This is a genomic window from Peptoniphilus indolicus, from assembly GCF_900454665.1.
Taxonomy (GTDB): domain Bacteria; phylum Bacillota; class Clostridia; order Tissierellales; family Peptoniphilaceae; genus Peptoniphilus; species Peptoniphilus indolicus.
The window spans coordinates 1,600,721-1,617,556 of record NZ_UGTH01000001.1; the positions used below are offsets into that span (position 1 = coordinate 1,600,721).

At 31.6% G+C, this 16,836-nt stretch carries 13 protein-coding genes; all 13 read left to right on the plus strand.

The window, feature by feature from the left end:
* The first annotated feature begins 547 nt into the window (after window positions 1-547).
* The 13 genes from DYE58_RS07655 to DYE58_RS07715 all read left to right on the plus strand — a co-directional run bounded on the left by DYE58_RS07655 (window position 548) and on the right by DYE58_RS07715 (window position 16,794).
* Window positions 548-2,599: a glutamine synthetase III domain-containing protein gene (locus DYE58_RS07655; protein WP_004821031.1), complete on the plus strand. Its 2,052-nt coding sequence runs from the start codon at window positions 548-550 to the stop codon at window positions 2,597-2,599.
* 9 nt (window positions 2,600-2,608) lie between these two features.
* Entirely contained in the window at window positions 2,609-4,198 is a 1,590-nt protein-coding gene (locus DYE58_RS07660; RefSeq protein ID WP_004821033.1) for a CTP synthase, read from the plus strand.
* Window positions 4,199-4,211: 13 nt separating this feature from the next.
* A complete protein-coding gene (locus tag DYE58_RS07665) occupies window positions 4,212-4,730 on the plus strand; it encodes an NUDIX hydrolase (RefSeq protein ID WP_004821035.1) in 519 nt (172 codons plus the stop codon).
* A 15-nt stretch (window positions 4,731-4,745) separates the two neighbouring features.
* A complete protein-coding gene (gene cysS / locus DYE58_RS07670) occupies window positions 4,746-6,140 on the plus strand; it encodes a cysteine--tRNA ligase (RefSeq protein ID WP_004821036.1) in 1,395 nt (464 codons plus the stop codon).
* Entirely contained in the window at window positions 6,125-6,550 is a 426-nt protein-coding gene (locus tag DYE58_RS07675) for a Mini-ribonuclease 3 (protein WP_115312163.1), read from the plus strand. The genes cysS and DYE58_RS07675 overlap by 16 nt, the downstream gene beginning before the upstream one ends.
* The gene (gene thyX, locus DYE58_RS07680) at window positions 6,547-7,278 is read left to right on the plus strand and encodes an FAD-dependent thymidylate synthase (RefSeq protein ID WP_004821043.1); all 732 of its coding nucleotides are present in this window, start codon (window positions 6,547-6,549) and stop codon (window positions 7,276-7,278) included. The genes DYE58_RS07675 and thyX overlap by 4 nt, the downstream gene beginning before the upstream one ends.
* Before the next feature lie 23 nt (window positions 7,279-7,301).
* Entirely contained in the window at window positions 7,302-8,021 is a 720-nt protein-coding gene (rlmB, locus tag DYE58_RS07685; RefSeq protein WP_004821045.1) for a 23S rRNA (guanosine(2251)-2'-O)-methyltransferase RlmB, read from the plus strand.
* Window positions 8,002-8,520: an NYN domain-containing protein gene (locus tag DYE58_RS07690; RefSeq protein ID WP_004821046.1), complete on the plus strand. Its 519-nt coding sequence runs from the start codon at window positions 8,002-8,004 to the stop codon at window positions 8,518-8,520. The genes rlmB and DYE58_RS07690 overlap by 20 nt, the downstream gene beginning before the upstream one ends.
* Window positions 8,521-8,818: 298 nt before the next feature.
* Window positions 8,819-11,551: a preprotein translocase subunit SecA gene (gene secA / locus DYE58_RS07695; RefSeq protein ID WP_115312164.1), complete on the plus strand. Its 2,733-nt coding sequence runs from the start codon at window positions 8,819-8,821 to the stop codon at window positions 11,549-11,551.
* A 113-nt stretch (window positions 11,552-11,664) separates the two neighbouring features.
* Window positions 11,665-12,684 (plus strand): hypothetical protein, encoded by a 1,020-nt coding sequence (locus tag DYE58_RS07700; protein WP_115312165.1) that lies wholly within the window; start codon window positions 11,665-11,667, stop codon window positions 12,682-12,684.
* Window positions 12,685-12,689: 5 nt separating this feature from the next.
* Window positions 12,690-13,718: a hypothetical protein gene (locus tag DYE58_RS07705; protein WP_115312166.1), complete on the plus strand. Its 1,029-nt coding sequence runs from the start codon at window positions 12,690-12,692 to the stop codon at window positions 13,716-13,718.
* Window positions 13,719-13,720: 2 nt separating this feature from the next.
* On the plus strand, window positions 13,721-14,392 hold the full coding sequence (locus DYE58_RS07710; protein ID WP_115312167.1) for an ABC transporter ATP-binding protein: 672 nt from the start codon (window positions 13,721-13,723) through the stop codon (window positions 14,390-14,392).
* A gap of 467 nt (window positions 14,393-14,859) precedes the next feature.
* Window positions 14,860-16,794 (plus strand): acyl-CoA dehydrogenase family protein, encoded by a 1,935-nt coding sequence (locus DYE58_RS07715; protein WP_004821052.1) that lies wholly within the window; start codon window positions 14,860-14,862, stop codon window positions 16,792-16,794.
* Window positions 16,795-16,836: the final 42 nt, after the last annotated feature.

Consider the following 16,836-nt stretch of genomic DNA (forward strand, 5'->3'; position numbering starts at 1 on the left):
ACCCTTGTGTTTGGGTTGATTTTTAATATCCAAAATTATGTACAAGATTTAAAATTATAAATGAAAGGCTAAGTCCAAAAATAGGTAACATTATAGCTAATATAAAACGCAACAAAAGTGAAACAAAACTTATTTTTAGATACAAATTTCTATTTGAGTCTTCGCTTGAAAAAATGTAATAGATAAATCCAAACAATGGAAACATAAAGCATAGAAACATTAGAATTATCTTTTGCATGACAGTCTCCTTTTAGGAAAGTTTAACACAGTGTATACAGTCTGAGCAATGTTTTAATCTAATATTAATCTAATTAATGGATAACAAATTATAACGTTTAAAAATTTATATATAATTTAAAATATAGTTTTAAAATATAAAATTGCAAGAATAAAAAGATAAATTCTATTTGATAAAATAAATCTGAAAGTATATAATAAAAGAAAACACCTCAAGATTTTGTCTTGGGTAATATTTTTTTTCATATTGGCATTGGGTATGCCAATTTTTTTGTTTTTTATGGAAAATTTATTATAGTGGAGGAACAAGATGGAAAATTTTGGGAAGATGACGTTTAACAAGGCGCGTATGAAAGAAAGACTACCTCATTCAGTTTATATTAAGTGGAAAGAAGTAGTTAGAAATAATCTTGAGTTAGATCGTGATACAGCAGATGCCATAGCTCATGCTATGAAAGAATGGGCAATTGAAAATAATGCAACACATTATTCACATTGGTTTTTTCCATTAAATGGTCTTACTGCTAAAAAAATGGAGGCTTTTATAGATAGAACTGACAATGAACCTCTTATGCGTTTTTCAGGAAAAGAATTGATAAAAGGGGAGCCAGATGCTTCATCTTTTCCAAGTGGAGGTATAAGGTCTACATTTGAAGCGAGAGGATATACTTATTGGGATGTTACTGCAAACTCTTTTATTATAGATAATGTGTTGTATATTCCAACAGTTTTTGTTGCTTTTACAGGTGAAAAATTAGATACTAGAGCACCTCTATTGTCTTCAACAAATAGGTTGTCAAAAATTGGCTCTGACATAATGAATATTTTAGAGAAAAAGCATACTTACAGAATGAGAGTTAAGGTTGGACTCGAACAAGAATTTTTCTTAATTGATAGAGATTTATATAATAAGAGAATTGATTTGGCATGTACTGGGAGAACTCTTTTCGGTGCAAGACCACCTAAGGCACAAGAGCTTGAAGACCATTATTTTGGTATAATACCTGAAAGAGTTGAAAAATTTTATCGTGAAGTAGATGAGAAACTTTGGAGTTTGGGAATTTACGCTAAGACTGAGCACAACGAAGTTGCTCCGGGACAATTTGAAGTTGCAATTCTTTTTGAAAATGTAAATATAGCTGTTGATGACAATCAACTTTGTATGGATATTTTAAAGTCGGTTGCAAAAAAACACAATATGGTTTGTCTACTACATGAAAAGCCATTTAAGGGAGTAAACGGAAGTGGTAAGCATAATAACTACTCAATAGCTACTAATTATGGATTAAATTGTTTTGACCCAGGGGACAATCCTGAAGAAAATTTACCGTTCTTAGTTTTTGTAAGTGCCCTCATAGAAGTTGTGCACAGAAATCAAACACTTCTTAGAATAGCTTCATCAAATGTATCAAATGACCATAGATTAGGAGGGAATGAAGCCCCACCTGCAATAGTTTCTATGTTTTTAGGTACAGATTTAGAAGATGTATTTAGAAAAATAAGTGATACTAATTACAAGCCAAAGACTAAATTTGAACCTATGAGAATTGAAACTCTAGGGGAAGTTCCAAGTGATAAAGCAGATAGAAACAGAACTGCTTCTGTTGCATTTACTGGAAATAAATTTGAATTTAGGATGCTTGGCAGTTCTAAATCAGCAGCTGAGTTAAATATTGTAATAAACACTGCAATGTCTGATGCTCTTGAAAGAATGTATGAAGAGTTAAAGAATGCTGTTGACATAAAAGAAACGGTGTATAATATTGTAAGAGATAGAATGGAAAAATATAGTGGAGTAATTTATGATAAAGACAATTACTCTGAAGAGTGGGTTCAAGAAGCTAACAGAAGAGGTCTTAAAAATCATAAGACTTTATTTGATGCTTTAAAGGCGGTTAAAGATGAAAACTGCTATGAAATATTCTACAAGCAAGATATTTTTTCAAAAGTTGAGTTAGAGGCTATTTACAAGATAGCTTATGAAGAAATAAAACAAGTTCATCTATTAGAGCTTAGAACAATGCAAGAAGTAATTCAAAAACAAATTATTCCGGTTGCGATGAAACAAGCCGTTGCATATGGGAAGTATTTAGATACAATAGAAAATCCTGTTGTAAGAGCTGAACTTGAATTATTCAATGACTCAATAACTGAACTTTATAATTTAAGAGAAGAAATGGTTGAATTACACGATAGGCTTGAAACCGATGAAGATATTTTTAAGTCTACCGAGGAATTACAAAAAAATGCTACAATGTTATTAGAAAAAGTTAGAAATATAATTGATGAATTGGAACTTAGAATTTCAGAAAAGATTAATTATATACCAACTTATAGGGAAATGTTTAATTCATTAGTTTAGGAGGAATTAATGTCAAAGTTTATATTCGTAACAGGAGGAGTTGTATCTGGAATAGGAAAGGGAATATCTGCAGCAAGTATAGGTCGCCTTTTAAAAGAAAGAGGACTGAGCGTGTTTATGCAAAAATTTGACCCTTATATAAATATTGATCCGGGAACAATGAGTCCTTATCAACATGGAGAAGTGTTTGTAACTAAAGATGGAGCGGAAACTGATTTAGATTTAGGACACTATGAAAGATTTATTGATGAAGAGTTGACTAAGAGAGCGTCTATAACAACAGGTAAAGTTTATTCAAAAGTTATTGAAAAAGAAAGAAGAGGAGATTATAACGGTTCAACAGTACAAGTTATACCTCACATAACTGATGAAATAAAAAATGCTGTGTATAAAGCAGCTAAAGAATCTCAAGCAGATGTAGTAATCACTGAAATTGGTGGTACTGTTGGAGATATAGAGTCTCTACCTTTTTTAGAAGCAATAAGACAAATTCACGCTGAAAGCAAACCTGAAGATGTACTTTTTGTACACACTGTATTAGTTCCTACTATACCCGGTTCTGATGAATTGAAGACTAAGCCGACACAACATTCATATAAGGTGTTGATGAGCTATGGAATAAAAGCTGATATCATAGTAGTTAGAAGTGGAGTGGAAATCACAGAACAAGTAAAAGAAAAGATTTCTCTATTCTGCGATGTGCCAAAGGAAGCAATAGTTGAGTCAAAGACAGTAGATTTAATTTATGAAGTTCCAATGGTATTTCATGAACAAGGAATTGACAATTATATTATAGAAAAACTTGAAATAGAACCTGAAGAATCAAAACACCAATGGAAAGAAATGGTTGAAAGATTTAAAAAAGCAAGTGAAGAAGTTAAGATTGCTTTAGTTGGTAAATATGTAGATTTACATGATGCATATCTATCAGTAACTCAAGCTCTTATAGATGCAGGATATGAAAATGGAGCAAAAGTTTGTATAAAATGGGTTAATGCAGAAAATCTTGAAAAAGAAAATATTGAAGAAGTATTTTCAGATATAGATGGCATTATTGTACCAGGAGGGTTTGGAAGTAGGGGAACTGAAGGGATGATATTGACTTCAAAATATGCAAGAGAGCATAATGTACCTTATTTTGGGATTTGCTATGGTATGCAAATAGTTCTCATAGATGTTGCAAGAAACAAACTTGGACTAAAAGGAGCTAATTCATCTGAAATAGACCCGGATACAAATTATCCTATTATAGATTTGTTAGAAAATCAAAAGACTGTCGAAAACATTGGAGGGACTTTGAGACTTGGAGATTATGATTGTACAGTTGAAGAAGGCACTCTAGCTAGAGCGCTTTATCAAAGTGAACACATAGTTGAAAGACACAGACATAGATATGAATTTAACAACTCATTTAGAGGAGAGATAAGACGCGCCGGAGTTGTATTCTCAGGAATAAATGAAGATTTAGATTTGGTGGAAATCATAGAAATACCGGAAAATAAATTTTTTATAGCATGTCAATTCCATCCGGAATTTAAGTCAAGACCTAATAGGGTTCATCCACTATTTAATGGATTTATAAAAGCTTGCTTAAAGTGAGAAAATAAATTTTATGGCTGAATTTTGGGATGTATATAGTAAATCCGGCAAAAGAAAAAATAGAGTCATAAAACGTGGGGACAAGATGCTAAATGGAGAATATCACTTAGTCTCTGAAGGTTGGATTAGGGTTGATGAAGACCATTATTTGATTCAAAAGAGGAGTAAAAATAAAAAACTTTTTGGGGATATGTGGTATTGTTCTGTTGGCGGTTCAGTTCTTGCAGGAGAAGAGCCCAAGGAAGGGCTTATAAGAGAAGCAAGGGAAGAAATAGGTATTGATATTTCAGATGCTAGGATAAGATTGAAGAGAATTATTGTAGAGAGTTTTGGAATATTTTATATCTATTTGATAGATAAGAAGATAAAATTGGAAGATTTAGTTTTACAAGAAGATGAAGTTTCTGAAGTTAAGATTGTAACTTTGGAAGAAATCTTTGAATTGATAGAAAATGGGGATATGATAAAGTTAGATTATTATGAAAAGTTTTTCGATTCGGTAAAGAAGATTCCAATTAGTTTAGATAATTGACACATAGGAGGAAAAATGAAATTATACAATACTTTATCCAGAAGTCTGGAAGAATTTCATCCTGTAGTAGAGGGTGAAGTTAGGATGTACAATTGTGGACCTACTGTCTACAACTATATCCACGTTGGGAACGCAAGACCTCTTTGTGTTTTTGATACTTTGAGAAGATATTTCATATATAAGGGAAATGATGTTAAGTTTGTAGTTAATTTTACAGATATAGATGACAAACTTATAAATAAGGCTAACCAAGAAGATACAACTGTAAAAGAAGTTGCTGAAAGATTTATAAAAGAATTTAAAACAGATGCAAATGGATTACATCTTTATGATTACAATACAATGAATCCAAGAGCTACTGAACACATCCAAGAGATAATAGACTTTATAGCAGGTTTAGTTGAAAAGGGAGCTGCTTATGAATCTGACGGAGATGTATACTTTAAAGTTGAATCTTTTACTGAATATGGAAAGTTATCTCACAAAAAATTAGAGGATTTAATAAGTGGGGCAAGAGTTGATATTTCATCACTAAAAGAAAATCCGGCAGACTTTGCACTTTGGAAGAAAAAGAAAGAGGGAGAACCATATTGGGAATCTCCATGGTCCGAGGGAAGACCTGGCTGGCATATTGAGTGTTCTGTAATGGCAAAATCTCTGCTTGGAGATACAATAGATATCCATTCAGGGGGAGAAGATTTACAATTCCCACACCATGAAAATGAAATAGCGCAATCAGAAACACTAAACGAAAAACCTTTTGCAAATTATTGGCTTCACAATGGAATGATTACAGTGGATAATGAAAAAATGAGTAAGTCTAAGGGGAATTTCTTCACAGTTAGAGAAGTTGCCGAGGAGTTTGATTTAGAAGTATTGAGATTTTTCTTATTGTCAAGCCACTACAGAAGTCCAATTAACTTTTCAAGAGATGTAATGGTTCAAACTAAGAATTCTCTTGAGAGAATCTATAACGGAAGAGATAAATTAGTTGATTTACTTGAAGTTACAAAAGAAGTTGAGCTTTCTGATAAAGATAGGGAATTTTTAAATTCAATTGAAGAAGAGGTTAAATTCTTTGAGACTTCAATGGAAAATGATATAAACACAGCAGATGCAATAACAGCAGTGTTTAACATAGTTAAAAAAATCAACACGGGACTTAATGAAAACTCAAATAAAAAAATAGTTTCATCAACATTTGATACACTTTTAAAACTTACAAAAGTTCTTGGTATTTTAGAGATGAGCCAAGAGACAGATATAGAAGTTGAAAGACTTATTGAAGAACGTGTCCAAGCGAGAAAGAATAAAGATTTCAACAGAGCGGATGAAATAAGACAAGAACTTCTTGATATGGGAGTAGTAATAGAAGATACAAGAGCGGGAACGAAATGGAAAAGAGCTTAAAGTTTTTAAAAATTTCAAAAGGATATGATGAGAGTTCTATTAGGGAACTCTCTCCTCTTGCTCTAGCTTTTTTAGGCGATTCAGTTTATGAATTGTTGGTTAGAACTACCATTTTAAATAAAAATAAAAATCCAAAAAAATTACACATAGAGACAATCAATTATGTAAAGGCATCTAGTCAGTCAGATTCTATAGAAAATATTTTAGATAATTTAACAGAAGAAGAGTTGAGTGTCTTTAAAAGAGGCAGAAATGCTAAATCGCATACAGTACCAAAAAATCAAAGTGTTTCTGACTATAGAAATGCCACGGGGTTAGAATGTCTATTTGGATATTTGTACTTATTGGATAAGTCGGATAGAATACTTGAGTTGTTTGAAATGATTACAGAAAGTAGGGGTAGAATATGAAAGTCGAGATTATAGCTCACACTCCAAATCCGGAGGAGTTGATAGCAAAATCAGCAAAATTATGCTATTCAAAAGTAGGAGTGGAAGAAATATCTGAAAATATGACAAAAGAAGATGCTCAGAAATTTTTGAAAATGTTGATGAGTTTTTCTCACGCATCACCTATTGAGCATGCAAGTTTTACTTTTGCAGTTGAAGGAGTTTCAAGAACTTTGACTCATCAATTAGTAAGACACAGAATTGCATCTTTCTCACAACAATCGCAAAGATACGTTAGGCTTGATGAATTTAACTATATTATCCCACCTGAAATTGAAAAAAATGAAGAAGCTAAGAAGATTTTTATAGATGCAATGGAAAATTCAAAAGAAGCTTATAAAAAGATAACAGAAATTTTGATTGCTGATAAAGAGGGAGAAGGCAACAAGAGTGCCATAGAAAAAGCTTCAATAGAAGATGCGAGATATGTATTTCCAAATGCTTGTGAAACTAAGATTGTATTTACGATGAATGCAAGGACTCTTTTAAACTTCTTTGAACTAAGATGCTGTAATAGAGCTCAATGGGAAATTCGTCAATTGGCAACTGAAATGCTTAGAAAGTGTAAAGAAATAGCACCGACACTATTTAGTTTAGCTGGACCAAGTTGTGTTTCAGGAAGCTGTCAAGAGGGAGCTATGTCATGTGGAAAAGCTAAAGAAGTTAGAGAGTTTTACAGAAGTCTATAAATTTTGGCTCGATAGGAGAAATTATGAAGTATATATATGGAAGAAACCCTGTAATTGAAATGCTAAAAGCTGAGAAAGTAGACAAGCTATATATTCAACAAGGCAATAGAGAAGGCTCTATCAAAAAAATATTTGGAATGGCTAAGTCAGCCGGAGTATTGATAACAGAAGTTAACAAGAATAAATTAGATGAATATGCAAATGGCTCAAACCACCAAGGAGTTGTTGCTTTGGTATCAGACTTTGAATATTCAAGCATTGAAGAAATTCAAAATTTGGGAATAGAAAAGATTTTGATATTGGATAAGATAGAAGACCCACACAATTTTGGTGCTATAGCAAGAAGTGCAGAAGCTTTTGGTTTTAATGGAATTGTAATTCCAAAACACAATTCAGCTTACGTAAATGATGTAGTTTATAAAACTTCAGCCGGAGCAATAGAAAGACTTAAAGTGGCGATTGTTGTCAACCTTACACAAACTATAGAAAAGCTTAAGGAAAATGGATACTGGATATATGGAACTGATTTACAAGGGGAGAACTATAGCTCTGTAAATTTAAAAGGGAAAATAGCTCTTATAATTGGCAATGAGGGCAAGGGAATGTCTCAAGGTTTGAAGAAACACGTAGATGGAATGCTTACAATACCGATGATAGGCTCAATAAATTCTCTAAACGCATCGTGTGCAGCATCTGTTTTGATGGCAGAAGTTTTAAAACAAGATGAAGCGACTAAACTATAAGAAATCAGAAAAATATTTGTTTGTAGATGGGTACAACATAATAAATGCTTGGGGTAGTTTTGATAAATCAATTCCGCTTGAAGACCAGAGGCTACAACTTGCAGATGTACTTTCGGAATATGCTCACACAGTTGATGAAAAAGTAATAGTTGTGTTTGATGCGTACATGGTAAAAAAATCTGCTGGAGCTATTTATGATTACAAAGGAATTTTAGTTGTATTCACAAAAGAATTTGAGACAGCGGACCACTACATCGAAAGACAATTATCAGAGATGAAAAGAGTCAAGGGTGTAAGAGTTGCCACATCAGATAATATAGAACAACAGATTATATTATCAAGAGGTGGGGTTAGACTTTCGGCTAGAGAATTTCAAGTTGAGGTAGAACTTTCAAAACAAAAAATTTCTACAAAACAAAAAGTATTAAAGAAAAAAGCTGAACTCACAAATAGAATTGATGATGAGCAGTTGAATAAATTAAAAGATATGAACCTATAAAACACAGTACTAAACAAACTGTGTTTTTTGTTTGTTAAGTTGCAAAAAATATTAAATTTATTTATTTAATATTTGATAAAAACTATTAAAAATTTGAAAATATTGTTATAATAAATAACAGAGCTTATGTTTATACATAGTAGTTAATCGTGTGACGTAGTAAAATATGCTATGTCTTTTTAAATTATATAAATTTTTCAAAGTTTTGTTTAACTTTTTCGGAAAAACTATATTTTTTTTGAAATAAAGTATATAATAAGGGTTAGCATAAAAATGGCTTAACAGAAAGGGTGGTTAAGTGGGTTTATTTGAAAAAATCTTTGGAAGTTATTCCTCAAGAGAATTAAAAAAGATTGAGCCTATAGTAGATAAGGTTATGAATCTTGAATCAGAAATTGGGAAATTAACTGATCAAGAATTAAAAAATAAAACACAAGAGTTTAAAGACAGATATAAAAATGGAGAAAGTTTAGATGACTTATTGCCAGAAGCATTTGCAGTAGTAAGAGAAGCTTCATGGAGAGTTTTGGGAATGAAGCATTTCCGTGTGCAAGTCATCGGTGGTATTATACTTCATCAAGGCAGAATTGCAGAAATGAAAACAGGGGAAGGTAAGACTTTAGTAGCGACACTTCCTTCATATTTGAATGCAATCACAGGAGATGGAGTTCATGTAGTTACAGTAAATGATTACCTAGCAAACCGTGATAAACAATGGATGGGAAAAGTATACAATTTTCTAGGACTTACTGTTGGATGTATCATTCACGATATGACTCCGGAAGAAAGACAAGTTGCTTATGGAGCAGACATAACATACGGAACTAATAACGAGTTTGGATTTGACTACTTAAGAGATAATATGGTCATCTACAAACACGAGAGAGTTCAAAGAGAGCTTAACTATTGTATAGTTGACGAGGTCGACTCAATTTTGATAGATGAAGCTAGAACTCCACTTATTATTTCAGGTATGGGAGATGAATCAACTGAACTATATACAAGAGCTCGTGATTTCGTAGAAACATTGAGTTTTAGAATAAAGACAGAAGATGAATCAAACTTTGAAAGATTTAATAGAAAATTTGATGAAGAAACGGTTGATTTTGTAATTAGTGAAAAGGATAAAACAGCTACTCTTACTGACCATGGTATAGAAAAAGCTGAAAAATACTTTGGAATTCAAAATTTAGCAGACCTTGAAAATATGGAATTATCTCATCACATAAACCAAGCTCTAAAGGCTAAGGGAACTATGAAAAGAGATATTGACTATGTAGTAAATGACGGCGAAATTATAATCGTAGATGAGTTTACAGGTCGTTTGATGTATGGTAGAAGATATTCTGAAGGTCTACACCAAGCAATTGAAGCCAAGGAAGGACTTGAAGTTAAGGCTGAGAGCAAAACTTTAGCTACAATAACATTCCAAAATTACTTTAGAATGTATAAGAAACTTGCAGGTATGACAGGTACTGCAATGACAGAAGAAGGCGAATTCAGAGACATCTACAATATAGACGTTGTTGAAATTCCAACAAATAAACCTATACAGAGAGTAGATAACAACGACTCAATTTACAAAACTGAAGAAGCTAAATTCAGAGCCGTAACTCGTGAAATTAAAGAAGCTCATGAAGTTGGACAACCGGTCCTTGTTGGTACAATTTCAATTGAAAAATCTGAAGAACTTTCAAAATATTTAAAACACGCAGGGATTAAACACAACGTATTGAATGCCAAAAAGCATGAACAAGAATCTGAAATAGTTGCACAAGCAGGTCGTTTTGGAGCTGTTACAATAGCTACAAATATGGCGGGCCGTGGTACTGACATCGTGCTTGGAGGAAACCCTGAATTCATGGCTAAACAAGAGATGAAGAAAAAGGGATACGAAGAAGCAGTTCTTGAAGAAGTGGATTCATACAATGAAACTGATGATGAAGTAATTGTAGAAGCAAGAAAGACTTATCAAGAATTAGTTGCTAAATACAAAGTTGAAACAGATAAAGAAGCAGAACAAGTAACAGCTGTTGGTGGACTTAGAATAATCGGTACAGAGCGTCATGAATCTCGAAGAATTGACAATCAGTTAAGAGGTCGTTCAGGTAGACAAGGAGATAAAGGCTCTACAAGATTCTATATTTCAGGTGAAGATGATTTAATTCGTCTATTTGCCGGAGATAGATTTAAACAAACTATGGAAATGGTGGACACTCCTGATGATGAACCGATAGAAGCCGGAATTTTAACAAGACTTATTGAGTCTGCCCAAAGAAAAGTTGAAGGTAATAACTTCTCAATTCGTAAACACGTTCTTCAATATGACGATGTTATGAACAAACAAAGAGAAGTAATTTACGGAGAGAGAAAAAGAGTTCTTGAAGGCGAAGACCTAAGAGAATATATAATCTCTATGATTGAAGACTTAATCGATAAAACTGTAGACTTCTACAACAAGACTAACGAATCTAATCAAAAATATATTGATATGGAAGGTCTTAGAAACTATGGAATAAATCAATTTGGGTTTGAAGAAAATTTCTTAGATGGAGAAGAAGCAAATGTAGATTCTCTAAAAGAATTATTCAAAGACCTTGCTCTTGATAAATATGAAGACAAGGAAGATGAATTCACACCTGAGAAATTTAGAGAAATAGAAAGAGTTGTACTTTTACAAAATGTCGATCAAAAGTGGATGGACCACATTGACGCAATGGATCAACTCAGAAAGGGAATAGGTTTAAGAGCAGTAGGGCAAGTAGATCCTGTTCGTGCATACGGACAAGAAGGATTTGATATGTTTGAAGAAATGAACGAATCAATCATGGAAGATACAATTAAGATGTTGTACCATGTTGTAAATCCTGAAAGAGTTGAAAGAGTAAGAGTTGCAAAAGAAGTAGAAACAGTAAATCCTGATGATGGAAAGAAAAAACCTTATGTTAGAAAAGATAAGAGAGTAGGACGTAATGATCCTTGTCCATGTGGTTCAGGTAAAAAATATAAAAATTGCTGTGGCAAAAAATAAATAGTTTAGTTTATAAGAATCTCAAGTTTAGGCTTGAGATTTTTTGTATTGTAATAGTAAAAGAAAGGTGATAATCTGAATAAAATAAATTTAATTAAAAGGGAAGTGAAGTAATGAATATTATAAAGAAAAATATAATTTTAATTTTATTTTTTATAACAATTAATTGTGTATTTATATTGGCATTTAATTATATAGTAGGAAATGATGAAGCGAAATTCCCTTATAACATGAGTGAAAATTATATAATTTTTACTAAAGATGAAGATTTACCATACAAAAAGAAAAGTTTTGACTTTTTAAATATGTATGATGATATAAGAGTTATAGCAGAGGGAAAAGATAATATAGTTTTGGGGGTATATGACCCTCAAATGTACTATTATATACTTTCTACTAAATTTGTTATTCCGAAATGGTTTAGGTACTTTTCAAGTGAGGATTATGCAGATAAAAACAAAGTAGGAATTGCAATTGTATCGATAGAAGATATTAAGAGAAAAGGTTTTGACAATAAATTTATGACTGAAGTAGAGGCTAGTTATGATTTTGAACTCATAAATTTGTTTGATAGAAGTTCAGTTATAGCTGATGGACATTTTCAAATTATTAAAAATCTATTTGCAATGGATGAAGAAATATCAAAAATTTACATAGATTCACATGATATAAAGACAATCAAAAATGTGAGTAAGAATTTTAAAGATTTAGGATATAAAGAAACATCAACAAAGAATACGAAGGCTATATTAAGTTTATTATCTGAAACGTTAGAGAGCAAGAGATATGTACAATATATGGTACTAAGTGTAGCTTTTATATATTTGTTATTAATATATGGGATTTTTATTGGGTTATTAAAATACGATAAGCATATTTATATAAGTAAAATATCAGGGGCATCAACATGGGATATGTTTAAAATATTTATAAAAAGAATATTGCCTATTTCTATAGTTATGAGTGCAGTTTCAACTTTATTGTCTATATCATATTTAAACTTTGCAGGTAAGATAGATATCAGTGGAGTACATTTAATTAAAATTCAAGGGTTTATACTTTTTAGTTTGTGGACTGTTTTATTTATAAAATATTTTTTAACAAGTTTAAAAATTAAAAAGATAATGAGGTGAATGAGATGTTTTTAGATATATTAAAATTAGGCATAAAAGATATATTTAAATATAAACGTGAATTTCTTATTTTAGAACTTGTTATTATGATAATAACTCTAATATCTATATCATCTTTTGGCTCCATGATTTCTGCCTTTGAATCTGAAAAATTTGAAACCTATTATTCTGCTGTCCCGATATCTTATGATCAAAAAGAAAAAGATAGTATTATAAATAGATTAGATTCTATTTTTAAAAAGGGTGGATATACTTATTTTTACTCAAATTATGTAAATACAAAATTTGATGTAGAAGTGTTGGTATTAGTTGGAAAATATGAAGATAGGTCTGAGAATAATATAATCTGGTGTGTTCATAAAGAGGATTTAAGAAAATTAAAAAACAGTTCATTAGGGAAGATTGAAATTATAAATTCAAGAAAAATTAATGAGAAAAAAATGGAACTTATTGGAATGGAGAATTTATTAAAAGATAAGAGTGTACAGCTTATAAAGTTTGAAGGCGAAGAATTTAAAAATTTGGTAAATTATCAAATTGCAGATATTGAACTCATAGCTTTATCAAAAGATGCAAAGTTGGTAGACGGGATAGATAATAATGATGTGCATAAAGAATTTGAAAAAGCTTTTGAGAATACTTTTTTACATTTACAAAAGGATAAATTTTCAAATATTGAGGAAATTAGTTTTGTAAAGAGATTTATGTCTGTTTATATTATTGTTAGCATAATGGTTGTTGCTTTGGGGATAGTAATTGTAACTAAACATATATATGCAAAATTACACAGAGAGTACATTATTCATTTGATATGTGGAGCAACAAAGCTAAATATTTTTATAAGAAACTCAATATTTTTGATGTTTTTAATAGGCATAAATTTTTTGTTTATGGGTTATTTAAATGCTTTTCATATAGATGCGTTTTTTATTATTAATATTTTCATCTCATTAGTATTTATAATAATTTTTGAACTTATTACTTTGAGAATTTTAATAAAAGAGGATTTAAGTATCAAGTTGGAAGGGGAATAGAAATGTTGGAAATAACTAATTTAGTTAAAAAATATAATGAAAATTCTAGTTCTGAACAAATTGTATTAAATGATTGCTTTTTTAAAATAGAAGAAGGAGAGAAAGTTATTATAACCGGAGAAAATGGCTCGGGGAAGACAACTTTGTTAAAAATTGTAGGATTATTGGACAAAAACTTTTATGGCAAATATCTAATAGATGGCAATAATATAGATAACTTATCTAATAGAAAAATAGCAGAGCTAAGAAATGAGATGTTTGGTTTTATTTTTCAAGAATATAATCTCTTGGAAGAAGAAACTGTTTACGAAAATATAGTAATACCACTAATATATTCAAAAAAATACAATAGATTAGAGAAGAAGGACAGAATTTATCATGTTTCTGAAATTTTAGAGATAAAGGAGTTTTTAAATAAGAAAGTTAAATTTTTATCCGGGGGAGAAAGACAAAGGGTAGCTATAGCAAGAGCTATAATAAATGACCCAAAGGTGCTCATTCTTGATGAACCCACAAATGCTTTAAATCCAAGATTGAAAGCAAAGGTGATATCATATATAGAAAAATTGGGAAGTGAAAAGAGTTTGATTTTAGTTACTCATGATTACTCTTTAGTCGAATTATTTAATTGGCATCACTATGAAATAATAGATGGGAAATTAATTAGGAAATAAATAATTAAGTAATAGGTTAATAATTAAGTTAGCTTATTTTTTAGGTTCTATAATATCTGTTGGGAGTAAATTTCTAACAGATATTATAGAGCCTAAAATTTAAAGCATAGTTTTTGAAAATATTTTCAAAAACTATGTTATTTTTTTGTTAATTGGGTATTAATGAATAGACAATTTGATACGGTACATTTACAAAAAAAAGTAATGTAATAGACTAGCATATACAACACTATTATGGTATAGTTTATTGCGTGGAATTTATTTGTAGGAAAAAGTTTTTATCAATACTTAAATGTATAAAAGCAAGATAGAAATATAAATAGTAAATATAAATGAGTTTTACTATAGGTTATGCCGGGGATAATGTTATAAATAATCAGCAATAGCTGAAACTGATGAGATTTAAATTATGTAGTAAGAGAGATTTAGATTTCTCTTGAAATTAGTAGGAAAGAGGAGGTACAACGATGTTGTATAGCACTACAAAAGAACATGAGGAACTCCGTAAGGCTATAAGAGAGTTCGCAGAAGCAGAAGTTAAACCGATAGCATTTCAATTAGATCAAAACAATGAGTTTCCGCATGATGTTGTAAAGGCAATGGGAGAACGTGGATGGATGGGAATCCCTTATGCAAAAGAGTATGGTGGAGCAGGTTTAGATGCTATATCATATGCTATCGCTGTTGAAGAGTTATCAAGAGTTGATGGTGGGGTGGGTGTAATTTTATCAGCTCATACATCACTTGGTTCATATCCAATTGAAGCATTTGGTACAGAAGAACAAAAGAAAAAATACTTAATACCATTGGCTGAAGGTAAGAGCATAGGGGCTTTTGGTTTAACTGAACCTGAAGCAGGTTCTGACGCTGGTGGAACTCAAACTGTAGCAGAACTTGACGGAGACCACTATATATTAAATGGTAACAAAATATTTATAACAAACGCTCCAGAAGCGGACACATATGTTGTATTTGCTGTAACTACTCCAGGAATCGGAACAAAAGGTATTTCAGCATTTATCGTAGAAAAAGGTTGGGAAGGGTTCTCTTTTGGAGATCCATATGACAAGCTTGGTATAAGATCATCTAAAACTGCTGAACTTATATTTGACAATGTAAAAGTTCCTAAAGAAAACTTACTTGGTCAAGAAGGTCAAGGCTTTAGAATCGCTATGCAAACACTTGATGGTGGACGTATTGGTATAGCGGCTCAAGCTTTAGGAATAGCTCAAGGTGCGTATGAACACGCTCTTAAATATGCAAAAGAAAGAATTCAATTTGGAAAACCTATAGCACAACAACAAAGCATAGGATTTAAATTAGCTGATATGGCTACTAAATTAAGAGCAGCAAGATTCTTAATTTATTCTGCAGCAGAAATGAAGACTTTACATGTTCCTTATGGAACTGAATCAGCTATGGCAAAGATGTATGCTTCTGATATAGCTCTTGAAGTTGTAAATGATGCTCTTCAAATCCACGGAGGTTCAGGTTACCTAAAGGGTATGGAAGTAGAGAGATTCTACAGAGATGCTAAGATTACTACAATCTACGAAGGAACTAACGAAATTCAAAGAGTTGTTATCGCAGCTAGTTTAGTAGGTAAAATGCCTAAAAAATCTAAAGGAGCAGCTACAGCTCCAGGCAAAAAAGAAGGTCCTATCACTGGAGAAAGAAAACGTCAAATAATTAAAGCTGATACTGCAAAAGAAGCTGTAGATGAACTTATAAAAAACTTAAAGAAAGACGGATATGATTTTTCCGTAGGTATAGATATCAACACACCTATTGCCGATGCTGAAAGAGTAGTTTCAGTTGGTAAGGGAATAGGTAGTGAAGAAAACATGGAACTTGCAAGACAAACTGCAAAAGCTTTTGGAGCTGCACTAGGTAGTTCAAGACCTGTTGCTGAAAACCTTAAATTAGTACCGCTTGAAAGATACGTTGGTATGTCAGGACAAAAATTCAAAGGCAATCTTTATGTAGCACTTGGAGTTTCAGGAGCATCTCAACACTTAAAAGGTATTAAAGACGCAGCGACAATAGTTGCTATAAACAAGAACTCAGGAGCTCCTATATTTAAAAATGCTGACTATGGTATCGTAGGGGATATGTTTGAAATCATGCCACTTCTAATTGAAGCTCTTGGAACAGAAGAAAAAGCTCCAGCACCTGAATTTAAAAAAGTTAGAAGATCAAAACCAAGAAAATTAGCTCCTAATTACGGTGTATATGTATGCCAAGGTTGTGGATATGAATATGACCCTAATGTTGGAGATCCAGAAGGAGAAATAGATCCGGGAACAACATTTGAAAAACTTCCGGAAGATTGGATTTGCCCTAAGTGTCAAAAGGAAAAATCACAATTTGTAAAAGAAGAATTCCCTAAAGATAGACAATAGTTTAAAGTTTGTGTAAGATTAGGGAAATAGAATAGTAGTTAT